We start from the raw sequence: 26443 nt of genomic DNA, 5'->3' as shown, positions 1-26443 counted from the left end.
TACTCAAAAGAGAGAAAAGCGATGGACGCAAGGGAACAGAGAAATGAGGAAAGAATGACAGGAAAAAGAATAGAAGGCTTTCCACCGTAAGAAGTACTGCGGCGGGGAACTCTTCCTTGTCCTTGCAACGAGGAAGTAAGACTACTTAGAAATTTTTATCCAGTACCTATCGATAGATAAACTGTAAAAAACCTACCACTCTATCTTTTACCAGAGTATTAAGATTTATTGGCGTGAATTTACACCCTCTACCTTAGAGTTCACACTCTTATAGTTAAAAGTGGAATTAATACTAAGGGACTTCCAGAAAATAAAATATACAGCACCATTGCATGAAGGTGGTTTATTTGTGCGATCGCTCAACTGATATCATGTCCAGTTAAATAATTGTCATTGCGTACCGCCCTTAGCGTTCTTACAGGGTACGAAGTGTTCGCAATGACATATCATATCATACGAAGTTGCCGGACATTATATGACAGCAGGATGGGGAGAGCAGTGACGCTCAAAGCTTACCCCAATACCGCTATCGACTCTATCAGGCTTATGTTCAAAGCCACATTTATGCAAAAAACCCAAATTACTTTTTTTTGTCCAAAGTCGAATTGCTAAAGTTGGCAAAGAAAGCTTGGAGTAATTTATCATCTACTTCCGGCCAGCGAATGGTGGTATCTGCAAGTCCATTGAGGGTATTTTGGCAATCAAATTTTAAGCTAGATGTTGCATTGGACTCTGAAGATGTATTGTCTTCAGCTAGCGATATAGCTGAATACAAAGCGTTATCAGCAGAAATTTGGGTATTGCGAAGTAGTTCAGCTTGCCAATCCTCATAGGGAAGCTGTTGCAGAGGGTAGCCCAAAGAGCGGATGCAGTTAATAAATTGACTCCAAGGAGCAGAATCGGAATTAATTAGATGAAAGGCTTTGCCCAAAGATTCTGGCTGCTGCGACAGGTGGATTAAAGCTTTGGTGAGATAGTCTACAGGTGTAATTTCTACCGTGCTGTTCATCTCTGGCGCACTTTTTAGTTGAATGCAGCTTTTGATGAATCTGTAAAACATATCATTTGAATTCCAAGCACCGGTTTGACTGTGCCATGTTATTCTACCAAGCCTGTAGATACTGCAAGGCAAACCGCGATCGCGTGCCATCATGACAATCTTTTCTGCCACCCATTTACTTTGGGTATAGCCTCCAAGAAGTCCTTGACTGTGTTCCAGAGGATCATTTTCTTGAACAACGTCTAATTTGAAATACTCATCTGAGGCGAAAACGCTAACAGTAGAAATGAAATGCACAGGTTTGATTTTGATTTGACTAGCTAATCTCAAGACTTCCTCAGTTCCACCAACATTTGCTGCTTTCAACAAAGCGTATGGATAAACATGATTTACCAAAGCGCCATTATGGTAAATTAAGTCAATTTTCCTCGCCATGAAGTGAAACTGCTCATCACCAAGACCCAGAAGCGGTTGAAATAAATCTCCTAATACTGGAATAATCCGCGAGTTAAAAGATTCTTCCCAAAGTAAATAAGCTTTCAGGGTTTCTTGGAGGCGTTGTTTACCTGCGCTCAAGTTAGCAGCACGCACCAAACAATAAATATCTGCTTGAGTTTGTTGTAATAATTCCGCCAGCAAGAAAGCACCAATAAAGCCTGTTGCACCCGTGAGCAGAATAGCCTTTGGTTCACTTACAGGTTGATAAACTAGGTTAAAAGGCTTGATTGTCTCATCAAGGACGACTTCAGCCTGTAAGTTTAAGGGAGTAATTTCATTGGTACTGACAGTAGAATCAGTTTCACAAGTAGATTCAATGGTTTGAGCTAGTTCAGCGATAGTTGGGGCAGCAAATAAGTGGCGCAACGGTAAGTTAATCTGGAAAGTCTCATTTACCTGAGACATCACTCGAATTGTGGAGAGTGAATGACCTCCTAACTCAAAGAAATTATCTAAAACACCCACCTGCTCCAAATGCAGTACATTAGCCCAAATATCTGCCAAGACCTTCTCTACAGGGGTGCGTGGTGCTACAAAGCTCACTGCCAACTGGGTATTATGGGAATCAGGAATAGGTAAGGCTTTGCGGTCTACCTTGCCATTGGGAGTTAAAGGTAAAAACTCTAACCTGACAAAAGCAGAAGGCACCATGTACTGTGGTAATTTTTCTTTCAAGAAAATGCGTAAGTCATCGGTAGTTGGTGTTTGCTCCAACTGCGGCACAAAATAAACTACTAAGCGTTTCTCTCCTGGGATATCTTCTCTCGCAACTACCACATTTTCTCTAACTCCTGGATGCTGACTCAGTATTGCCTCAATTTCCCCTACCTCAATTCGGAAACCTCGGATTTTTATTTGATTGTCAATGCGTCCCAGGTATTCTATGTTTCCATCTGGTAAATAACGGGCTAAGTCACCAGTTTTGTAAAGTCGGGGACTGGGGACTGGGGACTGGGAATTGGGAAGAATTTCTGCTCCCTTGCTCCCCTGCTCCCCTGCTCCCCTGCTCCCAGCAAAGGGGTTAGGGATGAATTTTTCTTGTGTTAATTCTGGTCGGTTGAGATAACCGCGTGCTAATCCTGCACCACCGATGTGCAATTCTCCTGGCACACCCACAGGCACTAGTTGCAAATTTTCGTCTAAAATGTAGACTTGTGTATTGGCGACCGCCTTACCAATAGATATTTTCTCGTCATCTTCAGTGCATTTTGCAATCGTGGCACAGACAGTAGCTTCTGTTGGCCCGTAACCGTTGAAGAAGTTTCTGCCAGCAGACCATTGTCTGATTAGTTCAGCAGAACAAGCTTCTCCACCTACAATTATTGTTTGCAGTGCCGGAAGTTCCTCCATAGGCATAACTGCTAAAGCCGATGGTGGTAGCGTGATATTGGTAATGCAATTATTGCGTAATTGCTCAATTAATGGCTTCCCTGGCAATAGAGAGTCTTTTGTTCCCAGGTACAGCGTTGCACCTGACCCCAGAGCCAATACAACTTCCCAGATAGAAGCATCAAAACTGAAGGAGGCAAACTGGAGAACGCGACTATCAGAGTCTAAGCCAAAAGTTTGAATGTGAGCGTGAGTTAAGTTGCATAGTCCCCTATGCTCAACCATGACACCTTTAGGTCTACCTGTAGATCCTGAAGTGTAAATCACATAAGCTAGATGAGAAGCTTTGACTCCACTGCTGAGGTTATCTTGATTGTTTTGGGCAATTTCTTCCCAGGCTTCATCTAGGCAGACAAGTTTTGCTTGATGCTCAGGAAGTCTGTGAATAAGTCGTTGTTGAGTCAGCAGTACCGAAACTTGAGCATCTTCTAACATGAAGCGCAAGCGCTCTTGAGGATAGTCTGGATCAAGGGCTACATAAGCTCCACCAGCCTTGAAAATCCCCAACAGTCCTACCACTATATCTAAAGAACGTTCTACACAAATACCCACCAGCGCATCTGGTTTGACACCCAATGAGCGCAAGTAATGCGCCAACTGGTTAGCACGACAATTCAACTGGTGGTAAGTCAGTTGTTGATTCTCAAATACCACCGCCACGGCATCGGGTGTACGTTCCACCTGTTCTTCAAACAACTGATGAATACATTTATCGAAGGCGTAGTCTACCTGAGTATCATTCCACTCAACTAATAATTGCTGTTGCTCAGATGCTGTTAACATTGGCAATTGAGAAATGCGATCGCTGGGATTAGCAACAATACCTTCTAGCAGTGTCAGAAAATGACCCGTCATCCTTTCGATAGTGCTGCTATCAAACAAGTCAGTGTTGTATTCCCACCCTCCCACTAGTCCAGTACTAGTGTTTTCCATTGATAAAGTTAAATCAATCTTTGCCGTGGAACTTTCTATTGGCAAGGAACTTACAGTTAACCCAGTCAACTCTATTTCAGACATGGGAGCGTTCTGGAGACCAAACATCACCTGAAATAGTGGTGTATGACTCATGTCTCTTTCTGGTTGCAGAGTTTCCACCAACATCTCAAAGGGCAAATCTTGATGAGCGTAGGCGGACAGTGCCATTTCTCGGATACGTGGGAGTAATTCGTTAAAACTAGGATTAAGAGATAAATCAGTCCGCATGACTAAGGTATTGACAAAAAAGCCAATTAACCCTTCTATTTCAGTGCGATCGCGGTTAGCAATTGGTGTCCCCACCAAAATATCTGATTGTCCCGTGTAGCGATAAAGCAGGGTATTATATGCCGCTAACAAGGTCATAAACAAAGTCACCCCTTGCTTTTGACTCAGCTGCACCAACCGTTGAGTTAGTTCACCAGACAAGGCAAACTCAAGATATGCGCCATTGAAAGTCTGCACAGCAGGTCTAGGTCTATCTGTGGGTAATGGCAAGAACGTGGGTGCATTTGCCAATTGTTGTTCCCAGTAACTCAATTGGCTCTTCAGTACTTCTCCTTGCAACCATTGTCTTTGCCATAAGGCAAAATCTGCATACTGAATCGGCAGTGGTGTTAAAGGTGACGGTTGACCTTCAGAATAAGCATTGTATAGTGCTTGTAACTCCTGGACAAACACACCTATTGACCAGCCATCAGAGACAACGTGGTGCATACACACTAATAACCACTGTTCTGTCTCGGACAGTATCATTAATGTCGCTCTGATTAATGCTTCATTTGCTAAGTCAAAAGGCTGAATTGCTTGTTGTTGAACTAATTGCTGTGCAGCGATTTCTTGTTCTGTTACGGGTAAATGCTGTAAGTCAACAACTGCAACTGTCCAATTCGTTTGAGTTTGAACAATTTGTGAAAGCTTTCCATCAACAGTAATAAAATTAGTACGTAATGCCTCGTGGCGATGAATAATTTTAATCAAGCTTTGTTCTAAGGCGGCAACATTAACAGTTCCGACTAAGCGCAAACCAATGGGGATGTTGTATGAGGCACTGTTCGGGTTTAACTTGTCTAAAAACCACAAACGCTGTTGAGCATAAGACAGTGGGAGTTCTGCATTCTCTGCCCGCTTTAAGATGGGTGGGGCAATAAGTTCTAAGTCTTGTTGCTGTAACCGTTGAATAATTGGCGCTAATTGAGCAATTGTTGGTGCAGCAAATAACTCACGTAATGGCAGTTCTACTTTCAAGTTGGTGCGGATGCGGGAAACCAGTTGCGTTGCTAGTAGCGAATGTCCTCCAAGTTCAAAGAAGTTATCATGTATGCCCACAAGCTCTACTTTCAGCACTTGCGCCCAAATTAGTGACAAAATTTCTTCAATTGGGTTACGTGGAGCAACATACTGATCTGATAATTGACTGTGTAAATCAGGTGCAGGCAATACGCGACGGTCTAATTTTCCGTTGGAGGTAATCGGTAGAGCTTCCAAGATAACTATTGCACTTGGCAGCATATACTCTGGTAACTTCTCCTTCAGGAAGCTACGCACAACGTTTACAGAGACTCTCTGCTCTGGCTGTGGCACAATGTAAGCGACTAAGCGTTTATCACCTGGGGTATCTTCTCGCACAACCGCACAAGAAGCTTGTACATTAATATGTTGGCTCAGTACAGCTTCAATTTCGCCCAACTCGATGCGGAAACCGCGAATTTTCACCTGATTGTCAATGCGTCCTAAGTATTCGATATTGCCATCTGGCAGATAACGTGCTAGATCCCCAGTTTTGTAAAGGCGCTCAGAAGAGGCAGAGGGGCAGAGGGAATGGGGGGCAGAGGGGAAAGACTGCTCCTCTGCTCCCCTGCTCCCCTGCTCCCCTGCTCCCCTGCTTCCACCGAAGGGGTTTTGGATGAATTTTTCTTGTGTTAACTCTGGGCGGTTCAAGTAGCCTCTGGCTAAAAGCACACCAGCAATGTACACTTCCCCTGGTACACCAATGGGTACAGGCTGTAAATATTTATCTAGGATGTAGATTTGAGTATTAGAAATAGGTCGCCCAATTGGAGGTAGTAGCGGCCAAGTGTTTACTAAATTAGGCAAAGTAAAACTGGTGGCTACATGGCTCTCGGATGGCCCGTAATGATTGTGCAGAGTACAGTCACTTAGCTGACTCAGCCACTTGGAAATGGCAGGAGTAATCTGCAACTGTTCCCCAGCAGTAATGATTTCCCGCAAATGAGTATTTACTAACTCACTACCAACAGCGAATTCTGCTAGTTGTTGTAATCCCACAACGGGGAGAAACATTCTTTGAATTGCTTTTTCTTGGATTACTCTTAACAAATTTGAGGTATCGTGGCGTAATTCCTTAGTTATTAAGAACAATGTACCGCCAGAACACCAAGTAGTGAAGATTTCTTGGAAGGAGACATCAAAGTTAATCGAAGCAAATTGTAGGGTTTTTGCTCCACGAGCAATTTTCAGATTGTCTGGATGCCACAAAATCAGATTGCAAAGGGCAAGCTGATTCATGGCTATACCCTTTGGTTGACCTGTAGAACCAGAAGTGTAAATTATGTAACCTAAGTTATTAGCTTGTACGCCAGTGATGAGATTATCCTGGCTGCACTGAGAAATTAATTCAGCGTCAGTATCTAGGCAAACAAGCTGTGTTTGATAAGAAGCAGGAAGACTCAAAACCTCCTCTTTCCCTTTGGTTGAAGCCCTATCCCTTGTAGATGGACTTTCTCCCCTGCTCCCTGCTCCCTGCCCCCCTGCTTTTTCACACTGGGGCAGTCGGTCAAGAAGCGATCGCTGGGTGAGCAAGACTTTAACTTGAGTATCCTCTAAAATAAAGCTCAAACGCTCAGTTGGATACTCTGGATCAAGTGGTACATACGCTCCCCCTGCTTTGAGAATTCCCAACAGTCCAATGACCATCTCCAAAGAACGTTCTACACATAGACCAACTAAGGTATCTGGTTTTACACCCAAAGACTGCAAGTAGTGCGCCAACTGGTTAGCGCGATCGTTTAATTGGTTGTAAGTAAGTTGTTGCTCTTTAAACTCCACTGCCACTGCATTGGGTGTCAGTTTTACCTGTTCCTCAAACAACTGATGAATGCACTGATCAAGGGGATAATCAACTTGAGTATCGTTCCACTCAAAAAGTAATTTTTGTTGCTCAACTTCACTCAGCAGAGGCAATTGTGAGATTTGCTGTTGAGGATTAGCAACAATGCCTTCAAGCAAGGTGACAAAATGACTTGTCATGCGATCGATAGTACTAGCATCAAACAAGTCAGTGCTGTACTCCCACAATCCTATCAGCCCAGTAGGACTGTTCTGCATGATTAAGGTTAAATCAAACCTGGAAGTTGTCAGTTTTACTGGTAATGGACTGACATTTAGCCCAGTTAGGTCTAATCCAGATGCAGTGGGCGCATTTTGGAGGACAAACATTACCTGAAACAGTGGTGTATGGCTAAGATTCCGTTCTGCCTGTAATGCTTCTACCAGCATTTCAAAAGGTAAGTTCTGATGAGCGTATGCCTCCATTGCCATGTCACGGACGCGAGTCAGTAATTCGCTAAAACTGCGATCGCCTGATATCTCAGTCCGCATGACTAAGGTATTGACAAAAAAGCCAATTAACCCTTCTATTTCGGTGCGATCGCGGTTAGCAATTGGCGAACCCACCAATATATCTTCTTGTCCGGTGTAGCGATAAAGCAGGGTATTATAAGCCGCCAACAAAGTCATAAACAAAGTCACCCCTTGTTGTTGACTCAGTTTGGTTAGTTGTTGAGTTAACTCAACAGACAGGGCAAACTCAAGATATGCGCCATTGAAAGTCTGCACAGCAGGTCTGGGTCTGTCTGTGGGTAGTGGCAAGAAGGTAGGTGCATTAGCCAATTGTTCTTTCCAGTAACTCAATTGGTTGTTGAGTACTTCCCCCACTAACCATTGTCTTTGCCAAATTGCAAAATCTGCGTACTGAATTGGCAGTGGTAATAAGGGTGACGGTTGACCTTGAGAATAAGCATTATACAGCGCTTGTAATTCCTCAACAAACACACCTATTGACCAGCCATCACTAACAACGTGATGGATAGACACTGATAACCACTGTTCTATAGGAGACAACACCACTAATGTGGCTCTGATTAATGCATCATGAGCTAAGTCAAAAGGCTCAATTGCTTGTTGTTGGACTAATTTCTGTGCAGCTATTTCTTGTTCTGTTAAGGCTAAATGCTGCAATTCAACAACTGTCAGTGACCAATTCGGTTCTATTTGATGAATGATTTGAGTTGGTTTTCCATCAACGGAAACAAAATTAGTGCGTAATGCTTCGTGGCGATGAATAATTTCCTTGAAGCTTTGTTCCAAAGCGGCAATATTCACACTTCCGACAAAGCGCAACCCAATTGGGATGTTGTAGAAGGGACTGTCCGGCTCGAACTGGTCTAAAAACCACAAACGCTGTTGAGCATAAGACAATGGTAGTTCTGCATTGTTTGTCCGCCTTAAGATGGGTGGTGCGGCAAGTTCTAAGTCTTGTTGCTGTAATTGCTGAATTAATTGTGCTAACTCTGCAATTGTTGGTGCAGCAAATAACGAACGTAATGGCAGTTCTACTTTCAAGCTGCTACGGATACGAGAGACGAGTTGCGTTGCTAATAGCGAGTGTCCTCCCAAGGTAAAAAAGTTATCATATCTGCCTACAAGCTCTATTTTTAGGACTTCTTGCCAAATAAGTGCCAGGATTTCTTCTAGGGGCGTGCGTGGAGCTACATATTTATCTGATAATGTACCACTTGGCTCTGGTGCTGGTAAGGCGCGACGGTCTATTTTGCCGTTGGAGGTTAGGGGTAAAGATTCTAAGATGGCGATCGCACTTGGTACCATGTAGTCTGGTAGCTTTTCTTTGAGAAAGCTACGCAGTTCTTTAACTGTGGTTGTCTGCTCTGGTTGCAGTACGATGTACGAGACTAGGCGCTTATCACCAGGAATATCTTCGCGGACGATGACTACAGATGTTTGCACATCTTTATGTTGACTTAGTGCTGCCTCGATTTCTCCCAATTCGATACGGAATCCACGGATTTTTACTTGATTGTCGATACGTCCCAGATATTCTATATTGCCATCTGGTAAATAACGAGCCAAATCTCCGGTTTTATAGAGGCGGGGACTGGCAACTGGAGATTGCACTATTTTTCTCCTCCGCTCCCCTGCCCCTCTGCTCCTCTGCTCCCCTGCTCTCCTGCTTCCACTGAAGGGGTTGGGGATGAATTTCTCTTGTGTTAACTCTGGGCGGTTGAGGTATCCTTTTGCTAATCCTGCACCACCGATGTGTAACTCTCCTGGAACACCCACAGGTACTGGTTGTAAGTTTTGGTCGAGTATGTAGATTTGCGTATTGGAAATTGGGCGACCAATAGGCACTGTCTTCAAATTGCTCTCTGGTTGACATTCCCAGAAGGTGACATCAATCGCCGCTTCTGTCGGCCCGTAGAGATTATGCAATTGACACCCTAAACAAGCAAAAAAGCGTTCCTGAAGTTCTTTTGGCAGTGCTTCACCACTACAAATAACTCGCTTCAAGCTACTGCAATCTTTTAAACCTTGTTCTTCTAGAAAAATCTGGAGCATCGAAGGAACAAAATGCAGTGTAGTAACTTGCTGTTCTAGTATTAGGTTGACCAAGTAACCACTATCTTTATGTCCATCTGGTTTAGCTACAACTAAACGCGCTCCAGTCAGTAATGGCCAGAAAAATTCCCAAACGGAGACATCGAAGCTGAAAGGAGTTTTCTGTAAAACGCAATCTATTTCTGTTAATTGATATGCTTGCTGCATCCACAGGAGGCGATTGCAAATCCCTAGATGCGTATTTATTGCTCCTTTAGGCTTTCCGGTGGAACCCGAAGTGTAAATTACATAAGCCAAGTTACTAGCTTGCACACCAGCGATCGGATTTTGTTGATTCGACTGGGGAATGATTTGCCAGTCGGTATCTAAGCAAACAACACGCGCATGATGTTCTGGTAATTTCTCAACTAGATGGTGTTGACTCAGTAATACTGAAACTTGAGCGTCTTCGAGCATAAAACTCAAACGGTCTTGGGGATACTCTGGGTCAAGCGGTAAGTAAGCCCCACCAGCTTTGAGAATTCCCAACAATCCCACCACCATCTCCAAAGAGCGCTCTACACATATCCCCACTAGCACATCTGCGGACACTCCCAAAGAACGTAAGTAGTGCGCCAACTGGTTAGCACGACAATTTAACTCGTGATACGTCAATTGTTGATTTTTAAATACCACCGCGACTGCATCGGGTGTACGCTCTACTTGTTCTTCAAACAAATGATGAATACATTTATCTTGGGGATAATCTACTTGAGTATCATTCCACTCCACTAATAATTGTTGTTGCTCAGATGCTGTGAGCATTGGTAATTGAGAAATCCGCTCTTGGGGATTCGCCACAATTGCTTCAAGTAGAGTCACAAAATGACCAGTCATCCGTTTGATAGTGCTGCTATCAAATAAGTCAGTGTTGTACTCCCACCACCCGACGAGTCCATTGTTAGTGTTTTGCATTCCTAAGGTAAGGTCAAACTTAGCGATCGCACTTTCTATTGACAATTCACTGACACTTAACCCAGTCAACTCTACTTCAGATGTGGGCGCATTATTAAGAACAAACATCACTTGAAACAGTGGTGTATGGCTCAAGTCCCGTTCTGGTTGCAATGCTTCCACTAGCATTTCAAAGGGCAAATCCTGATGAGCATAAGCGGATAATGCCATTTCCCGGATACGTGGGAGTAATTCGTTAAAACTGCGATCGCCTGATATCTCAGTCCGCATGACTAAGGTATTGACAAAAAAGCCAATTAACCCTTCAATTTCGGTGCGATCGCGGTTAGCAATTGGCGAACCCACCAATATATCTTCTTGTCCTGTGTAGCGATAAAGCAGGGTATTATAAGCCGCCAACAAAGTCATAAACAAAGTCACCCCTTGCTTTTGACTTAACTGCACCAATCGTTGAGTTAGTTCACCAGACAGAGTAAATTCTTGATATGCACCATTGAAAGTCTGCACAGCAGGTCTGGGTCTGTCTGTGGGTAGTGGCAAGAACGTGGGTGCATTCGCTAATTGTTGTTTCCAGTAACTCAATTGGCTGTTGAGTACTTGCCCTTGCAACCATTGTCTTTGCCAAATTGCAAAATCTGCGTACTGAATTGGCAGTGGTAATAAGGGTGACGGTTGACCTTGAGAATAAGCATTGTACAGTGCTTGTAACTCCTCGATAAACACACCTATTGACCAGCCATCACTGACAACGTGGTGCATACACAATACTAACCATTGTTCTGTATGAGACAGCACCAGTAATGTTGCTCTGATTAATGCTTCTGACTCTAAGTCGAAAGGAAGAAGTGCTTGTTGTTGGACTAATTTCTGTGCAGCAGTTTTTTGTTCTGTTACGGGTAAATGCTTTAACTCAACAACTGATAGTGTCCAAGGTATATTTTCCTGTTCCCTGTTCCCTGTTCCTTGTTCCCTCCAATTGTGAATGATTTGAGCAGCTTGTCCATCAACAGTAATAAAGTTAGTACGTAATGCTTCGTGGCGATGAATAATTTCAATTAAGCTTTGTTGTAGCGCGGCAACATTAAGAGTTCCGACTAAGCGCAACCCGAAGGGGATGTTGTATGAAGCACTGTTCGGCTCGAACTGGTCTAAAAACCACAAACGCTGTTGAGCATAAGACAGTGGTAAGTTTGCATTCTCTGCCCGCCTTAAAATGGGTGGTGCAGCAAGTTGTAAGTCCTGTTGCTGTAACTGCTGAATGAATGGCGCTAATTCCGTAATTGTTGATGCAGCAAATAACTCACGTAATGGTAGTTCTATTTTGAAGCTAGTGCGGATGCGTGAAACCAATTGCGTTGCTAAGAGTGAGTGTCCCCCAAGTTCAAAGAAATTATCGTAAATACCCACTTGCTCTACTTTCAAAACTTGCGCCCAGAGGAGTGCAAGCATTTCCTCAACAGGTGTACGCGGGGCGACATATTTTTCTAGGAGTGCGGTGTCTAAGTCTGGTTTTGGCAGGGCGCGGCGGTCTATTTTGCCGTTGGGAGTCAAGGGGAAAGATTCCAAGATTACTATTGCCGAAGGTATCATGTAATCTGGCAGCTTTGCTTTGAGGAATTGACGTATTTCACCCATCGTAGGTTGACAGTCTTGATGCGTTACGATGTAGGCGACTAAACGTTTATCTCCAGGGGTATCTTCGCGGACAATGACACAAGATACTTGCACATCGCTGTGTTGGCTCAGGACTGCTTCAATTTCGCCCAACTCAATCCGTAAACCACGTATTTTTACTTGGTCATCGATGCGTCCTAAGTATTCAATATTTCCATCGCTTAAATAACGTGCTTTATCCCCGGTTTTGTAGAGGCGCTCAGAAGAGGCAGAGGGGAAAGACTGCTCCTCTGCTCCCTTGCTCCCCTGCTCCCCTGCTCCCCTGCTTCCACCGAAGGGGTTTTGGATGAGTTTTTCTTGTGTTAACTCGGTGCGGTTAAGGTATTCCCTAGCTAGACCATCTCCACCAATGTATAATTCTCCCGGTACACCAATACCCACTGGTTGTAGTTGGGAATCTAACAAATAGATTTGTGTGTTAGAAATTGGTTGCCCGATGGGAATAGTTGTCGCGCCTTCTGGCACATCCTGCACCAAGTACCAGGAACTAAATGTTGTATTCTCTGTTGGCCCATAAACATGGAGTAGTCGCTGCGGCGCACCATTGTTGAGTACTTCTTTAACCCATTTAGGATCGACAGCCTCGCCGCCAAATAGAAGATGCCGTAGTGAATTGAAAGCAGAGGGGACTTCTTGAGCAATTTGATTAAACAGGGCAGTTGTCAAGAATAATACACTGATACTTTGCGATCGCATAAAGACTGCGAAATCTCTGGGCGAAAGTGCCAAATCTTTGCTCACCCCTACCAACCGCGCTCCGTTGAGTAAGGCTCCCCAAATTTCAAAAGTAGCAGCATCGAAGGCGTGATTTGAGGCTTGGGCAATTACATCATCAGCAGAAATGCTGATATAGTTGGTTTCTTTGACGAGTCGAACTACACTTCGATGGACAATGCTCACACCTTTGGGTTGACCTGTAGAACCGGAGGTGTACATTACATAAGCTAAGTTATCAGCTGTGACGCTGGTAGTTGGGTTATTTTGTGTTTGTTGATTGATGATATCCCAGTTTGAGTCTAAGCAAATTACACTAGCGTTGCGTTCGGCAAAGCCGCGCCGGAGGCGTTCGCCTAGTTTATTAACTAGTTTTTCTTGAGTCAATATGACTGATAACTGAGTATCTTCGAGCATGAAGGTCAATCGCTCTTGAGGATATTCTGGGTTAAGTGGCACATAAGCACCACCCGCCTTGAGAATCCCCAATAGTCCCACGACCATTTCTAAAGAACGCTCCACACATATCCCCACCAACGCATCAGCTTTCACACCCAAAGACTTCAAGTAGTGCGCCAATTGGTTAGCACGGCTGTTCAATTCGCGGTATGTGAGATGTTGATTCTCGTACACCACTGCTACAGCATCGGGTGTAAGCTCCACCTGCTCCTCAAACAACTGATGAATAGATTTATCCTGGGGATAATTAGATTGGGTATCATTCCAGTCAACTAATAGCTGTTGCTGCTCAGATTCTGTTAGCATTGGCAACTGGGAAATTCGTTGCTGAGGATTAGTAGCGTAGACGCAAAGCGGCTTGTCGTCAGACATCGCCTCAAGCATTGTTACAAAATGACCCAGCATCCGGCTAATCGTTCCATCTTCAAATCGACTAGCATCGTACATCACCCTCAGCGATAATTGCTCACCAGGGGAAACTACAACCGCCAGAGGATAAGTTGTTTGTTCAATCCATCTAAAATTCGAGAGGGAAAAATTGCGATCGCCTTGTAGAGCAGAAGTATCAATAGGATAATTCTCAAAAACAACAATACTCTCAAACAAAGGCGTACCCTTGGGAACATCACTTAGCCCCTGAATCTCTGCTAATGAGCTATGGGAAAATTGCTCAGACTCAATCTGTTGCGCCTGTAAATCCTTCAACAAACCCAGCAATTCAGTCTTCTCGGAGATTTGTACCCGCACTGGCAGAGTATTGATAAATAACCCCACAATCGACTCTACACCAACAAGCTCAGGCGGACGACCAGATACAGTTGCGCCAAAAACCACATCTGTTTCTTGGCTGTAGCGAGACAGCAACAATCCCCAAGTCGCCTGCACCAAATTACTCATCGTCAATTGATGCTGTCTGACAAAAGACATTACTGCTGCTGTCGCTGGCACAGTTAAGTCAATTTGTTGTTCGCTATAGCCCGAATGTTTCTCCCGCATTGACAATGGTTTATCCACAGTCAAAGGAGTTGGTGTAGTAAAACCTTGGAGTTTTTGTCGCCAAAATTCTTTAGCTAAATCTCGATCCTGCTGCTGTAACCAAGCAATATAGTTGCGGTAGCTGACAGTTCCCGTATTAGATAAACTTTTACCCTGAGAAATAGCTTGATAAAACTCCAACAGGTCTTGGAAAACCAAAGGTGATGACCAGCCATCAAGTAATAAATGATGATGACACCAAACAAACTGATAAGTATCCCCATCCAACTGGATTAGATGTAGACGCATCAATGGCGCTTGCGACACTTGAAAACCCTGTTGTCGCTCAGAATCCAGAAAACTCTCTAATTGCTGTTGCTGCTCTTGTGTAGATAACTCCCGCCAGTCATAAGTTTCGACCGTCACATTTACCTGTCGATACACCACTTGAACTGGCTGGCTCAAAGACTCCCACAGAAACGCTGTGCGGAAGACGGGATGTCGAGCTACTACTTGCTGCCAAGCTTTCTCGAAAGTTTTTACATCTAGGTTTCCCGTCAAAATGCAAGTTATCTGCTCAAAATATACGCCTGAGTCTGGAGCATATAAACTTTCAAACAGCATCCCCTCTTGCATGGGAGATAAGGGATAAATATCTTCAATATTTTGGCGATTAGTTTTGCTAAGTTCTAATTTCATAAATTTTGTAATATCTGATCTATTTCTAGTTGGTTAAGTTGAATTAATGGGAAATCCGTAGGCGTATAACCTGCATTTTCTGTTGATAAACAATGAGCAATTAACTCTTGCAAAGTTTCGACAAATTCTTGAGCAATATTCTCAATCGTTTCGTACTGATGAATATTGCTGCTGTATGTCCAATCTATTTGCAGTTTTTCGTTGATAATGATGGCATTAATATCTAGCAAATAATGGCGTTGACCTTGTAAACTCTGGCTGTTTCCGCTAGGTTCATTAGCTATTTGCATCAGAGAGGATGTATTGACAACTTGAGCAAATTGTCCCAAATAGTTGAAGCTAATTTCTGCCTGGGGAATTTTTTCTAATTGGGTGCTAATTTCTGCGTCAATATTTAGATAACGCAATAAGCCATAGCCAATGCCTTTATTAGGAATTACACGTAATTGTTCCTTGACGGATTTTAACGCAGTACCAAGATCATCTATAGTTCCCAGTTCCACAACCACTGGAAAAATCGTTGTAAACCAACCAACGGTGCGCGATAAGTCTACACCATCAATAATCTCCTCCCGCCCATGACCTTCTAAGTTGAATAACACTGAATCAGAGTTAGTCCATTCGCTCAACACCAGTACTAAGGCAGTTAACAAGATATCGTTTATTTGTGTTTTATAAGCTTTCGGAACATCTTGTAAAAGTGAAAGGGTTTCAGCTTCATCTAATGATACTGATATTGTCCTAGCCGATGCAGTAGTGTTTATTCCTTGTGCATAGTCTACCGGGATGGAGTCAACTGTATCGTAAGATGGACTCAACCAATAATCTAGTTCTGATTTCAAGACTTCTGATTGTGCATATTCTGTCAGTTGTCGCGCCCAATCTTTGAAAGATGTAGTTTTTGCAGGTAGCTGAATGGTTTTGCCTTGACTGAGTTGCTGGTAAGCTGTCTGCAAATCTTCTAATAATATCCGCCAAGAAACACCGTCTACTACGAGGTGGTGAATTACTATTATTAATCTGGCTTTTTTGTCAATACCCAACCAGAAAAATGCTACTTGCACGAGATTTTCTGAAAGATTTAAACTCGCCTGTAATTCATTGGCTGTGGTTTCGATGACAGTTTCTATCTCAGTTTCTGGAACTGTCGATAAGTCAAAACGGGGGATAGTAATATTATCAGTTGGCGCAGCATGAATCTGCTGCCATATTGTGTCTGTTCGAGTGAATCTTAGCCTAAGAGCATCGTGATGTTTTAGTAGTTGCTGCCATACTTGCTCTAATATTTCTAGGTTGAGGTCTGATGGTACTGTGAGGAGAAATGATTGATTAAAGTGGTGTTTCTCTGGTAATTTCTGCTCGAAAAACCAGTGTTGAATTGGTGTTAGGGGTAATGTCCCTGTGACTAATCCTTGTTCAATTGCAAGTGCTTTTGTTGTACCTGCGACTGTGGCTAATTGGGCGATGGTTTGATTGGCAAATAGTTGTTTGATTGTCAGTTCTATTCCGGCAACTTTTGCTCTGCTGATGATTTGAATACTGAGGATGGAATCTCCTCCTAGTTCAAAAAAGTTATCGTGTATGCCTATTTGCTCTACTCTTAATACTTGCTCCCAAATTCGGGTTAATTTTTCTTCAATGGGGGTACGCGGTGCTACTAGGCTGCTTTCTATTCCTGTGCGTGCTTCTGGTTCTGGTAAGGCGCGACGGTCTATTTTGCCGTTGGGGGTAAGCGGTAGGGATTCTAGGGTGACGATCGCACTTGGTACCATATATTCTGGTAGCTTTTCTTTGAGGAAGCTACGCAATTGGCTAACTGTGGGTGTTATCTGTGGCTGCGGTACTACATAAGCGACTAAACGTTTATTTCCGGGAATGTCTTCGCGGACGATGACTACAGATGTTTGCACATCACTATGTTGGCTTAATGCTGCTTCGATTTCTCCCAACTCAATGCGGAAACCCCGGATTTTTACTTGATTATCGATGCGCCCCAGGTATTCGATATTGCCATCTGGTAGATAACGTGCTAAGTCCCCTGTTTTATACAACCGTTCTCTCCCCCTGCTCCCCTGCTCCCCTGCTCCCCTGCTTCCTTGGAAGGGGTTGGGGATAAATTTTTCTTGCGTTAACTCTGGAAGGTTGAGGTATCCTTTTGCTAATCCTGCACCACCAATATGCAGTTCTCCTGGTACACCCACAGGTACTGGTTGTAAGTTTTGGTCGAGTATATATATCTGGGTGTTGTCAATTGGACGACCAATAGGGATAAGTTGTGGATAAATCTCACGCTGACAATTCCAGAAAGTTGCATCAATACAAGCTTCTGTTGGGCCGTAGAGATTGTGTAAATTTACATCTAGTTTACTTAACAAGCTTTCTTGCAGAGTAACGGGTAAGACTTCACCGCCACAGAACACGTGTTTGAGGGAGTGACAAGTTTCGATTCCTCCCTGTTCTAAAAGCATTTGCAGTAAAGATGGAACAAGTTGAATAGTAGTTACCTGCTGCTGGGCAATTAACCTTAAGAGATAAGCACTGTCAGTATGACCTCTGGGTTCAGCTATTAACAACTGTCCACCTGCTAACAATGGAGCATAGAATTCCCAAACTGAGGCATCAAAGCCAAAGGGAGTTTTTTGCAGTACTTTGTCTTCTTTAGTCAGGGGGAATGTTGCTTGCATCCAGAACATGTGGTTGCAAAGGTTACTGTGAGATAGTATTACCCCCTTCGGTTGACCAGTAGAGCCAGAAGTATAAATCACATAAGCTACGTTACTAGCTTGCACCTGGGCAATTGGATTCTCTTGGCTGGACTTAGCGATCGCAACCCAGTCTTTATCTAAGTGGACTACACGCGCTTGATGTCGAGGTAATTTCTCAACTAGATGCTGTTGAGTAAGCAGCACAGAAACTTGAGCGTCTGCCAGCATGAAAGTCAGACGCTCTTGGGGATACTCAGGGTCAAGTGGTACGTAAGCCCCACCCGCCTTGAGAATACCAAGTAATCCCACCACCATCTCCAGAGAGCGCTCCACACATATCCCCACCAGCACATCGGCGGACACTCCCAAAGACTGCAAGTAATGCGCTAAGTGGTTAGCACGACAATTCAACTGGTGGTAAGTCAATTGTTGATTCTCAAACACTACCGCTACAGCATCGGGGATGCGTTCCACCTGTTCTTCAAACAACTGATGAATACATTTATCTTGGGGATAATCTACGCTTGTATCATTCCACTCAACTAATAATTGTTGTTGCTCAAATGCTGTGAGCATTGGTAATTGAGAAATCCGCTCTTGAGGATTAGCAACAATAGCTTCTAGCAATGTCACAAAATGACCAGTTATCCGTTCAATTGTGTTGCTATCAAACAAGTCAATGTTGTATTCCCACCCTCCCACTAAACCAGTGCTAGTGTTTTCCATTGATAAAGTTAAATCAAACTTGGCGATCGCACTTTCTATAGGCAAAGAACTGATACTTAACCCAGTCAACTCTACTTCAGATGTGGGCGCATTATTGAGAACGAACATCACCTGAAATAGTGGTGTATAGCTGAGATCCCGTTCTGGCTGCAATGCTTCCACCAACATTTCAAAGGGCAAATCTTGATGAGCGTATGCGGATAATGCCATTTCCCGGATACGTGGGAGTAATTCGTTAAAACTAGGATTAAGAGATAAATCAGTCCGCATCACCAAAGTATTGACAAAAAAGCCAATGAGTCCTTCTATCTCGGTGCGATCGCGGTTAGCAATTGGTGTCCCCACCAAAATATCTGTTTGTCCTGTGTAGCGATAAAGCAGAGTATTATATGCCGCCAACAGAGTCATAAACAAAGTCACCCCTTGCTTTTGACTCAGCTGCACTAACCGTTGAGTTAGTTCACTCGACAAAGCAAACTCTTGATATGCGCCATTGAAAGTCTGTATAGCAGGTCTAGGTCTATCTGTGGGTAATGGCAAGAACGTAGGTGCATTTGCCAATTGTTGTTTCCAGTAACTTAATTGGCTTTGTAGAACCTCTCCTTGCAACCATTGTCTTTGCCAAATTGCAAAATCTGCGTACTGAATTGGTAGTGGCAACAAAGGTGACGGTTGACCTTGAGAATAAGCATTGTACAGTGCTTGTAACTCCTGGCTAAACACACCTATTGACCAGCCATCAGAGACAACGTGGTGCATACACACTAATAACCACTGCTCTGTAGGAGACAGTACTATTAATGTCGCTCTGATTAATGCATCATGAGCTAAGTCAAAAGGAAGAAACGCTTGTTCTTGGACTAATTTCTGTGCAGCAGTTTTTTGTTCTGTTAAAGGTAAATGCTTTAAGTCAACAACTGATAGTGTCCAGGGTATATTTTCCTGTTCCCTGTTCCCTGTTCCCTGTTCCTTCCAATTGTGAATGATTTGAGTAGCTTGTCCATCAACTGTGATGAAGTTAGTGCGTAATGCTTCGTGGCGATGAATAATTTCAATTAAGCTTTGTTCTAAGGCGACAACATTAAGAGTTCCTACTAAACGCAACCCGAAAGGAATGTTGTATGAGGCACTGTTCGGCTCGAACTGGTCTAAAAACCATAAACGCTGTTGAGCATAAGACAGTGGTGTTTCTGCATTCTCTGCCCGCCTTAAAATCGGTGCTGCGGCAAGTTCTAAGTCTTGTTGCTGTAACTGTTGAATGTTATTCGATAGTTCAGCGATCGTTGGTGCAGCAAATAGCGATCGCAATGGCAGTTCTACTTTCAAGCTGCTACGCACACGGGAAATAAGTTGCGTTGCTAATAGTGAGTGTCCCCCTAGCTCAAAGAAGTTATCATGTCTGCCTACAAGGTCTACTTTTAGGACTTGTTGCCAAATCAGTGACAGTATTTCTTCGATGGGGTTGCGTGGGGCGACATATTTCTCTAATAATTCACTACTTGGCTCTGGTGCTGGTAAAGCGCGACGGTCTATTTTGCCATTGGGAGTTAGCGGTAAAGACTCCAGGATAACTATTGCCGAAGGAACCATGTAGTCTGGTAACTTTTCCTTGAGGTTGCTACGTAGTTCGCTAATTGTGAGTGTTACTTGTGGTTGAGGTACGATGTAGGCAACTAAGCGCTTGTCACCAGGAGTATCTTCACGAGCTATGACACATGATGCTTGCACATGAGGATGCTGGCTCAGTGCTGCTTCTATTTCTCCCAACTCAATGCGGAATCCCCGGATTTTTACCTGGTTATCGATACGCCCCAGGTATTCGATATTACCATCTGGTAAATAACGGGCTAAATCCCCTGTTTTATATAATCTACTCCCTCCTGCCTCCTGCCCTCTGCCTCCTGCCTCCTCAAACGGATTGGGAATGAATTTTTCTTGTGTTAACTCTGGTCGTTTCAAGTAGCCTCTTGCTAATCCTGCACCACCAATGTGCAGTTCTCCTGGTACACCTATAGGTACTGGTTGTAAGTTTTGGTCGAGTATGTAGATTTGCGTATTAGAAATTGGGCGACCAATAGAAATCAAGCTCTCGCTGGATTCGAGTTGACATATTGATGACCAAATAGTAGCCTCTGTTGGCCCATAAAGGTTCCACAAAGAAGCGCTCCTAGCAAGCAATTTACTAACTAGATCCCAAGGTAAAGCTTCACCCCCGCAAAGTATTTTTAAATCGCTAAATTGGTAGTTAGAGTCTAAAAGCAATCTCCAAGTAGCTGGAGTTGCTTGCATAATTGTTGCCTTAGACTTAACTAGCAAATCACATAACTCTCTTCCATCAAGGGTCACGTCACGACGGGCTATGACTAGACATGCACCTACAGTTATAGGCAGAAAAATTTCTAAGGCAGCAATATCAAAGGAAATAGTAGTGACTGCAAGCAGTGTATCTTGTTCTGTTATTCCTGGGCGCTGCTGCATGGCAGATAGGAAATTGCTCACAGCCGTATGTGAAATTTGCACACCTTTGGGCTGGCCTGTAGAACCGGAAGTATAAATCACATAAGTTAAGTTACTAGCTTGGACATTAGTGATGGGATTTCCTTGAGGTAACTGAGAAATAAACTGCCAGTTAGTATCTAAACTTACAAGCTGCGCCTGACATTCAGGTAATTTATCAACTAAATGCTGTTGGGTTAGCAGCACGGAAACTTGAGCATCTTCTAAGATAAAGCTCAGACGCTCTTGGGGATACTCAGGGTCAAGTGGTACGTAAGCTCCACCCGCCTTGAGAATACCAAGTAATCCCACCAGCATCTCTAAAGAACGCTCCACACATATCCCCACCAGTATGTCGGCTCCCACACCCAAAGACCGCAAATAATGCGCCAACTGGTTAGCACGACAATTCAATTCGTGGTACGTCAATTGTTGATTTTCAAATACCACCGCGACGGCATTGGGTGTACGCTCTACTTGCTCTTCAAACAACTGATGGATACATTTATCGTGGGGATAATCTACTTGAGTATCATTCCACTCGACTAATAACTGTTGCTGCTCAGATGCTGTGAGCATTGGCAATTGGGAAATCCGCTCGCTGGGATTTGCCACGATCGCTTCAAGTAGTGTCAGAAAATGACCAGTCATCCGTTCGATAGTGCTGCTATCAAACAAGTCAGTGTTATACTCCCACCACCCAAAGAGTCCATTGGGAGTATTTTCCATTGATAAAGTTAAATCAAACTTTGACGTGGTGATTTCTATTGGCAAGCCACTGACACTTAACTCAGTCAACTCTATTTCAGACATGGGAGCGTTCAGGAGAACGAACATCACTTGGAACAATGGTGTATAGCTGAGATCCCGTTCTGGTTCCAATGCTTCCACCAACATCTCAAAGGGCAAATCTTGATGAGCATAAGCGGATAATGCCATTTCTCTGAGGCGCAGGAGTAATTCGTTAAAACTGGGGTTCCCTGCTAAATCAGTCCGCATCACTAAGGTATTGACAAAAAAGCCAATGAGTCGTTCTAGCTCGGTGCGATCGCGGTTAGCAATTGGTGTCCCCACCAAAATATCTGATTGTCCGGTGTAGCGATAAAGCAGGGTATTATATACCGCCAACAAAGTCATGAACAGAGTACAACCTTGCTGTTGACTTAGCTCCAACAACCGTTGAGTTAACTCAACAGACAGAGTAAACACATGATATGAGCCATTGAAAGTCTGCACAGCAGGTCTGGGTCTATCTGTGGGTAGTGGCAAGAATGTGGGTGCATTTGCCAATTGTTTTTCCCAGTAACTCAAATGGTTTTGTAGTACCTCTCCTTGCAACCATTGTCTTTGCCAAATTGCAAAATCTGCGTACTGTATTGGTAGTGGCAACAGGGGTGACGCTTGACCAATTGAATAAGCATTGTACAGTGCTTGTAACTCCTGGACAAACACACCTATTGACCAGCCATCACAGACAACGTGGTGCATACTCACTAATAAGCACTGTTCTTTTGGAGACAGCATTACTAATGTCGCTCTAATTAAGGCATCATGAGCTAAGTCAAAAGGCTCAATTGCTTTTTGTTCCAGTAATTTCTGTGCAGCAGTTTGTTGTTCTGTTAAGGGTAAATGCTGCAAGTCAACAACTGCAACTGTCCAATTTGTTTGAGTTTGAATTATTTGTGTTGGCTTTCCATCAACAGTAACAAAGTTGGTGCGTAAGACTTCATGGCGATCGATAAGTTCTTTTAAACTTTGTTCTAAAGCTGCAAAATTAAAAGTTCCTACTAGACGCAAACCAAGGGCAATGTTGTATAAGGCACTGTTCGACTCTAACTGGTTTAAAAACCATAAACGCTGTTGAGCATAAGACAGTGGTATTTCTATATTCTCTACCCGCCTTAAGATGGGTGGTGCTGACAGTTCTATATTTTGCTGCTGTAACTGCTGAATTGATGGTGCTAACTCGGCAATTGTTGGTGCAGCAAATAACTCACGCAATGATATTTCTACTTTTAATCTGCTACGCACACGGGAGATGAATTGCGTTGCTAGTAGGGAATGTCCCCCTAGTTCAAAGAAGTTGTCATGTCTGCCTACAAGCTCTAATTTCAGAACTTGTTGCCAAATTACTGCAAGGATTTCTTCGATAGGGGTGCGGGGAGCTACATATTTCTCTGATAATTCACTAGTTGGCTCTGGTAGAGCGCGACGATCTATTTTGCCGTTGGGGGTTAGGGGTAAAGATTCTAAGATGGCGATCGCACTTGGTACCATATATTCTGGTAGCTTTTCTTTGAGGAAGCTACGCAGTTCTTTAACTGTGGCTGTCTGCTCTGGTTGCAGTACGATATAGGCTATTAGGCGCTTGTCACCAGGAATATCTTCACGGGCTATCACACATGATGCTTGCACATGAGGATGTTGGCTCAGTGTTGCTTCGATTTCTCCCAACTCAATGCGGAATCCCCGGATTTTTACTTGGTTGTCGATACGACCCAAGTATTCGATATTGCCATCTGGCAGATAACGTGCTAAATCCCCAGTTTTGTAGAGACGTTCTCTCCCCCTGCTCCCCTGCTCCCCTGCTCCCCTGCTTCTACTAAAGGGGTTGGGGATGAATTTCTGTTGTGTTAACTCGTTTCGGTTGAGATAACCTCGCGCCACTCCCGCACCACCAATGTGCAGTTCTCCTGGTACACCAATTGGTACTGGTTGTAATTGTGAATCTAAAATGTAGATTTCTGCATTGGCAATTGGACGACCAATGGTAATTTTTTCGTCCTCTGGAGTGCATTTGGCGATCGCTGCACAAACACTCGCTTCTGTCGGGCCGTAGGCGTTGAAGAAGTTTCTGCCTTTTGACCATTGTCGCATCAGTTCCAGAGGACAGGCTTCTCCGGCAACAACGATCGCTTGCAATGTTGGCAGTTCTTCTACTGGCAGGACTGCTAAGGCTGATGGTGGTAGGGTAACATGGGTAATGCCATCATTCTTTAATCGCTCAATTAAAGGCATACCCGGCATTATCGAGTCTTTTGTTCCTAAGTAAAGTCTTGCCCCAGATCCCAAAGCCATCAGGATTTCTGATATGCAAGCATCAAAACTGAAGGAGGCAAACTGGAGAACTCGACTATCACCAGACAAGCCGAAAACCTGAATTTGAGCTTGAGCAAGATTGCACAATCCACTATGCTCAACCATTACCCCTTTGGGTTTGCCTGTGGAGCCGGATGTGTAAATTACATTCGCTAGATCGGTACTCTTTACTACCTCAATAGGGTTGTTCTGTTTGTTTTGCAGAATTTCTGACCAGACTTCATCTAAACAAATCAGTTTTGCCTGATACTCAGGTAGTCGATCCAGGAGTCGCTGTTGACTTATTAATACTGGAACTTGAGCATCTGCAAGCATGAAGTTCAGACGGTCTTTGGGATATTCTGGGTCAAGTGGTACGTAAGCCCCACCCGCCTTGAGAATGCCAAGTAGTCCCACCACCATCTCTAAGGAGCGCTCTACACAAATCCCCACCAGCACGTCGGGTTTCACACCCAAAGACTGCAAGCAATACGCCAACTGGTTAGCACGGCTGTTTAATTCGCGGTACGTCAATTGTTGATTCTCAAACACCACCGCCACAGCATCAGGTGTACGCTTTACCTGTTCTTCAAATAACTGATGAATACATTTATCGAAGGCGTAGTCTACTTGAGTATCATTCCACTCAACTAATAACTGCCGTTCTTCAGATTGTGTGAGCATTGGTAATTGGTCAATTCGTTGCTGTGGATTTGCCACAATTGCTTCGAGCAAAGTTACAAAATGCCCCATCATCCGCGCGATCGCACTGTCATCAAATAAGTCGGTGTTATAATTCCACGTACCTTTGAGTGAGTCTGTGCCCTCAAAAATAGTTAAGGTTAAATCAAAGGCGGCTCCTTTAGACTCTGGAATCATTGATTCCAAAATCAAATCATCATTAATATCTATATTCTGGTGAGAGCGATCGCAGACGAAGGCTACCTGATAGAGTGGCGAAAAACTGGGGTTGCGGACAGGTTGCAGTTGCTCTACCAGCAGGGAAAAGGGATAATCTTGATGGTCTTGGGCATCTAATACACAAGAGTGCGATCGCTCCAGCATCTCTTCAAAGGTGGGATTTCCTGAAAGGTCTCCTCGCAAGACTACAGGATTAGTAAAATGACCGACAATACTTTCAAACTCTGAACGGCTCCGATTCACCATTGGAGAGCCAATTAAAATATCTTCTTGATTGGTATAACGTCGTAATAGTATTTGTAATGCTGTTAATAAAAGGATATATAGAGAGGCACTTTCTCTCGTCGCCAATTCTGTGAGCTTTTGCCGCAGTTCTTTCTCAACAGTAAAAAAGCGGGAAGCACCATTGTAGGTTTTGGTCTGAGGTCTTGGTCGATCTGTTGGCAAATTTAGTAATGGCAACTCACCAGATAGTTGTTGCTGCCAGTAAGCCCACAAACTTTCTCCATGTGAACTAGCGAGCATTTGCTCTGAGCATTTGACGTAATCTTGATATTGATAATTTTGCGTTGATAGTTGGGCTGTTTCACCTGTGGCGTAGGCGTAGCCCGTCGTAGACATCGCTTTATACAAAGCTCTCAGTTCGCCAATTATGATTTCTAAAGACCGGAAATCTCCCACTATCTGATGCAGCGTGATTAGGAGAATATGTTCTTTGGTTGCTAATTTATCAGTTTTAATATGGTTAATTAATAAATCAAAGCGCAATATCGGGCCTTGCTCTAAGTCGAAAGGGCGATCGCTCTTTTCTGAAAGCCAGTTGTTTATATCATCTTGCCCAAGATCGGAAGCTTCTTGGATGCTAAAGTCAACTTGCTGATTTTCGTGAACTGTTTGCACAGGTTCGTCGTCAATGGTTGCAAAGGTAGTCCTCAAAAGTGGATGCCTTTCAACTAGAGCTTGTGCTGCCTGCTTTAGGGCAAGAATATCTAAACTTATAACTAATTTTGCTGCATACGTGACATTGTAAGCAGTACTGTTGCGTGCTAATTGATATAAAAACCAGAGTGCCTTTTGACCGTGAGAGAGGGGATAAGTTGCAGCCTGAGCGGTACTCTGGGATAAAATTTGGATAATTTCTAGTTCAGATTGCTGAATTTCGCGCAATAACTCAGGGGTTAGGGAGTTTTCAGGCGATCGATAGCGCAGTTTGTCTCCATCAACCCAAAGTTCAACATTCTTTGCTGAAAGATTTTCTAGAAGCTTTATTAAATTCATGATTCTACTCTAATAATCGATACTAATTTTAATGAATTAATATTTTCCTCTAAAGCTATCTTGAATTTTTACAGTCTTAGCTAAGAGTAAAGTTAATATTAACTAGACTTTCTGATAGTAATAAGTATCAAAAATTTGCTTTTCAAATGATATATTTTACTAGTTTTCAATAAAAGTTGACTTTTAAATAAGCGGAGTTTGTTTATTTAAAGCTGTACTTTTTAATTGAACTTATGAATTATCTCAC

At 43.5% G+C, this 26443-nt stretch carries 2 protein-coding genes; both read right to left on the bottom strand.

Features of this window, described 5'->3' with window-relative positions; genetic code table 11:
* Positions 1-580 precede the first annotated feature (580 nt).
* Positions 581-14992 (bottom strand): non-ribosomal peptide synthetase, encoded by a 14412-nt coding sequence (locus GJB62_RS01740; RefSeq protein WP_114082684.1) that lies wholly within the window; start codon positions 14990-14992, stop codon positions 581-583.
* Entirely contained in the window at positions 14989-26196 is an 11208-nt protein-coding gene (locus tag GJB62_RS01735; RefSeq protein ID WP_114082683.1) for a non-ribosomal peptide synthetase, read from the bottom strand. The genes GJB62_RS01740 and GJB62_RS01735 overlap by 4 nt, the downstream gene beginning before the upstream one ends.
* Positions 26197-26443 lie beyond the last annotated feature (247 nt).

The organism is Nostoc sp. ATCC 53789, from assembly GCF_009873495.1.
Lineage (GTDB): Bacteria > Cyanobacteriota > Cyanobacteriia > Cyanobacteriales > Nostocaceae > Nostoc > Nostoc muscorum_A.
Note: the sequence above shows the minus strand (reverse complement) of the source record. Positions and strands in the feature narration are given on the sequence as shown.

What these genes read in the sequence shown, in the direction of transcription:
- GJB62_RS01735 (WP_114082683.1), bottom strand. Translation starts at nt 26,196, where the DNA reads ATGAATTTAATAAAGCTTCTAGAAAATCTTTCAGCAAAGAATGTTGAA.
- GJB62_RS01740 (WP_114082684.1), bottom strand. Translation starts at nt 14,992, where the DNA reads ATGAAATTAGAACTTAGCAAAACTAATCGCCAAAATATTGAAGATATT.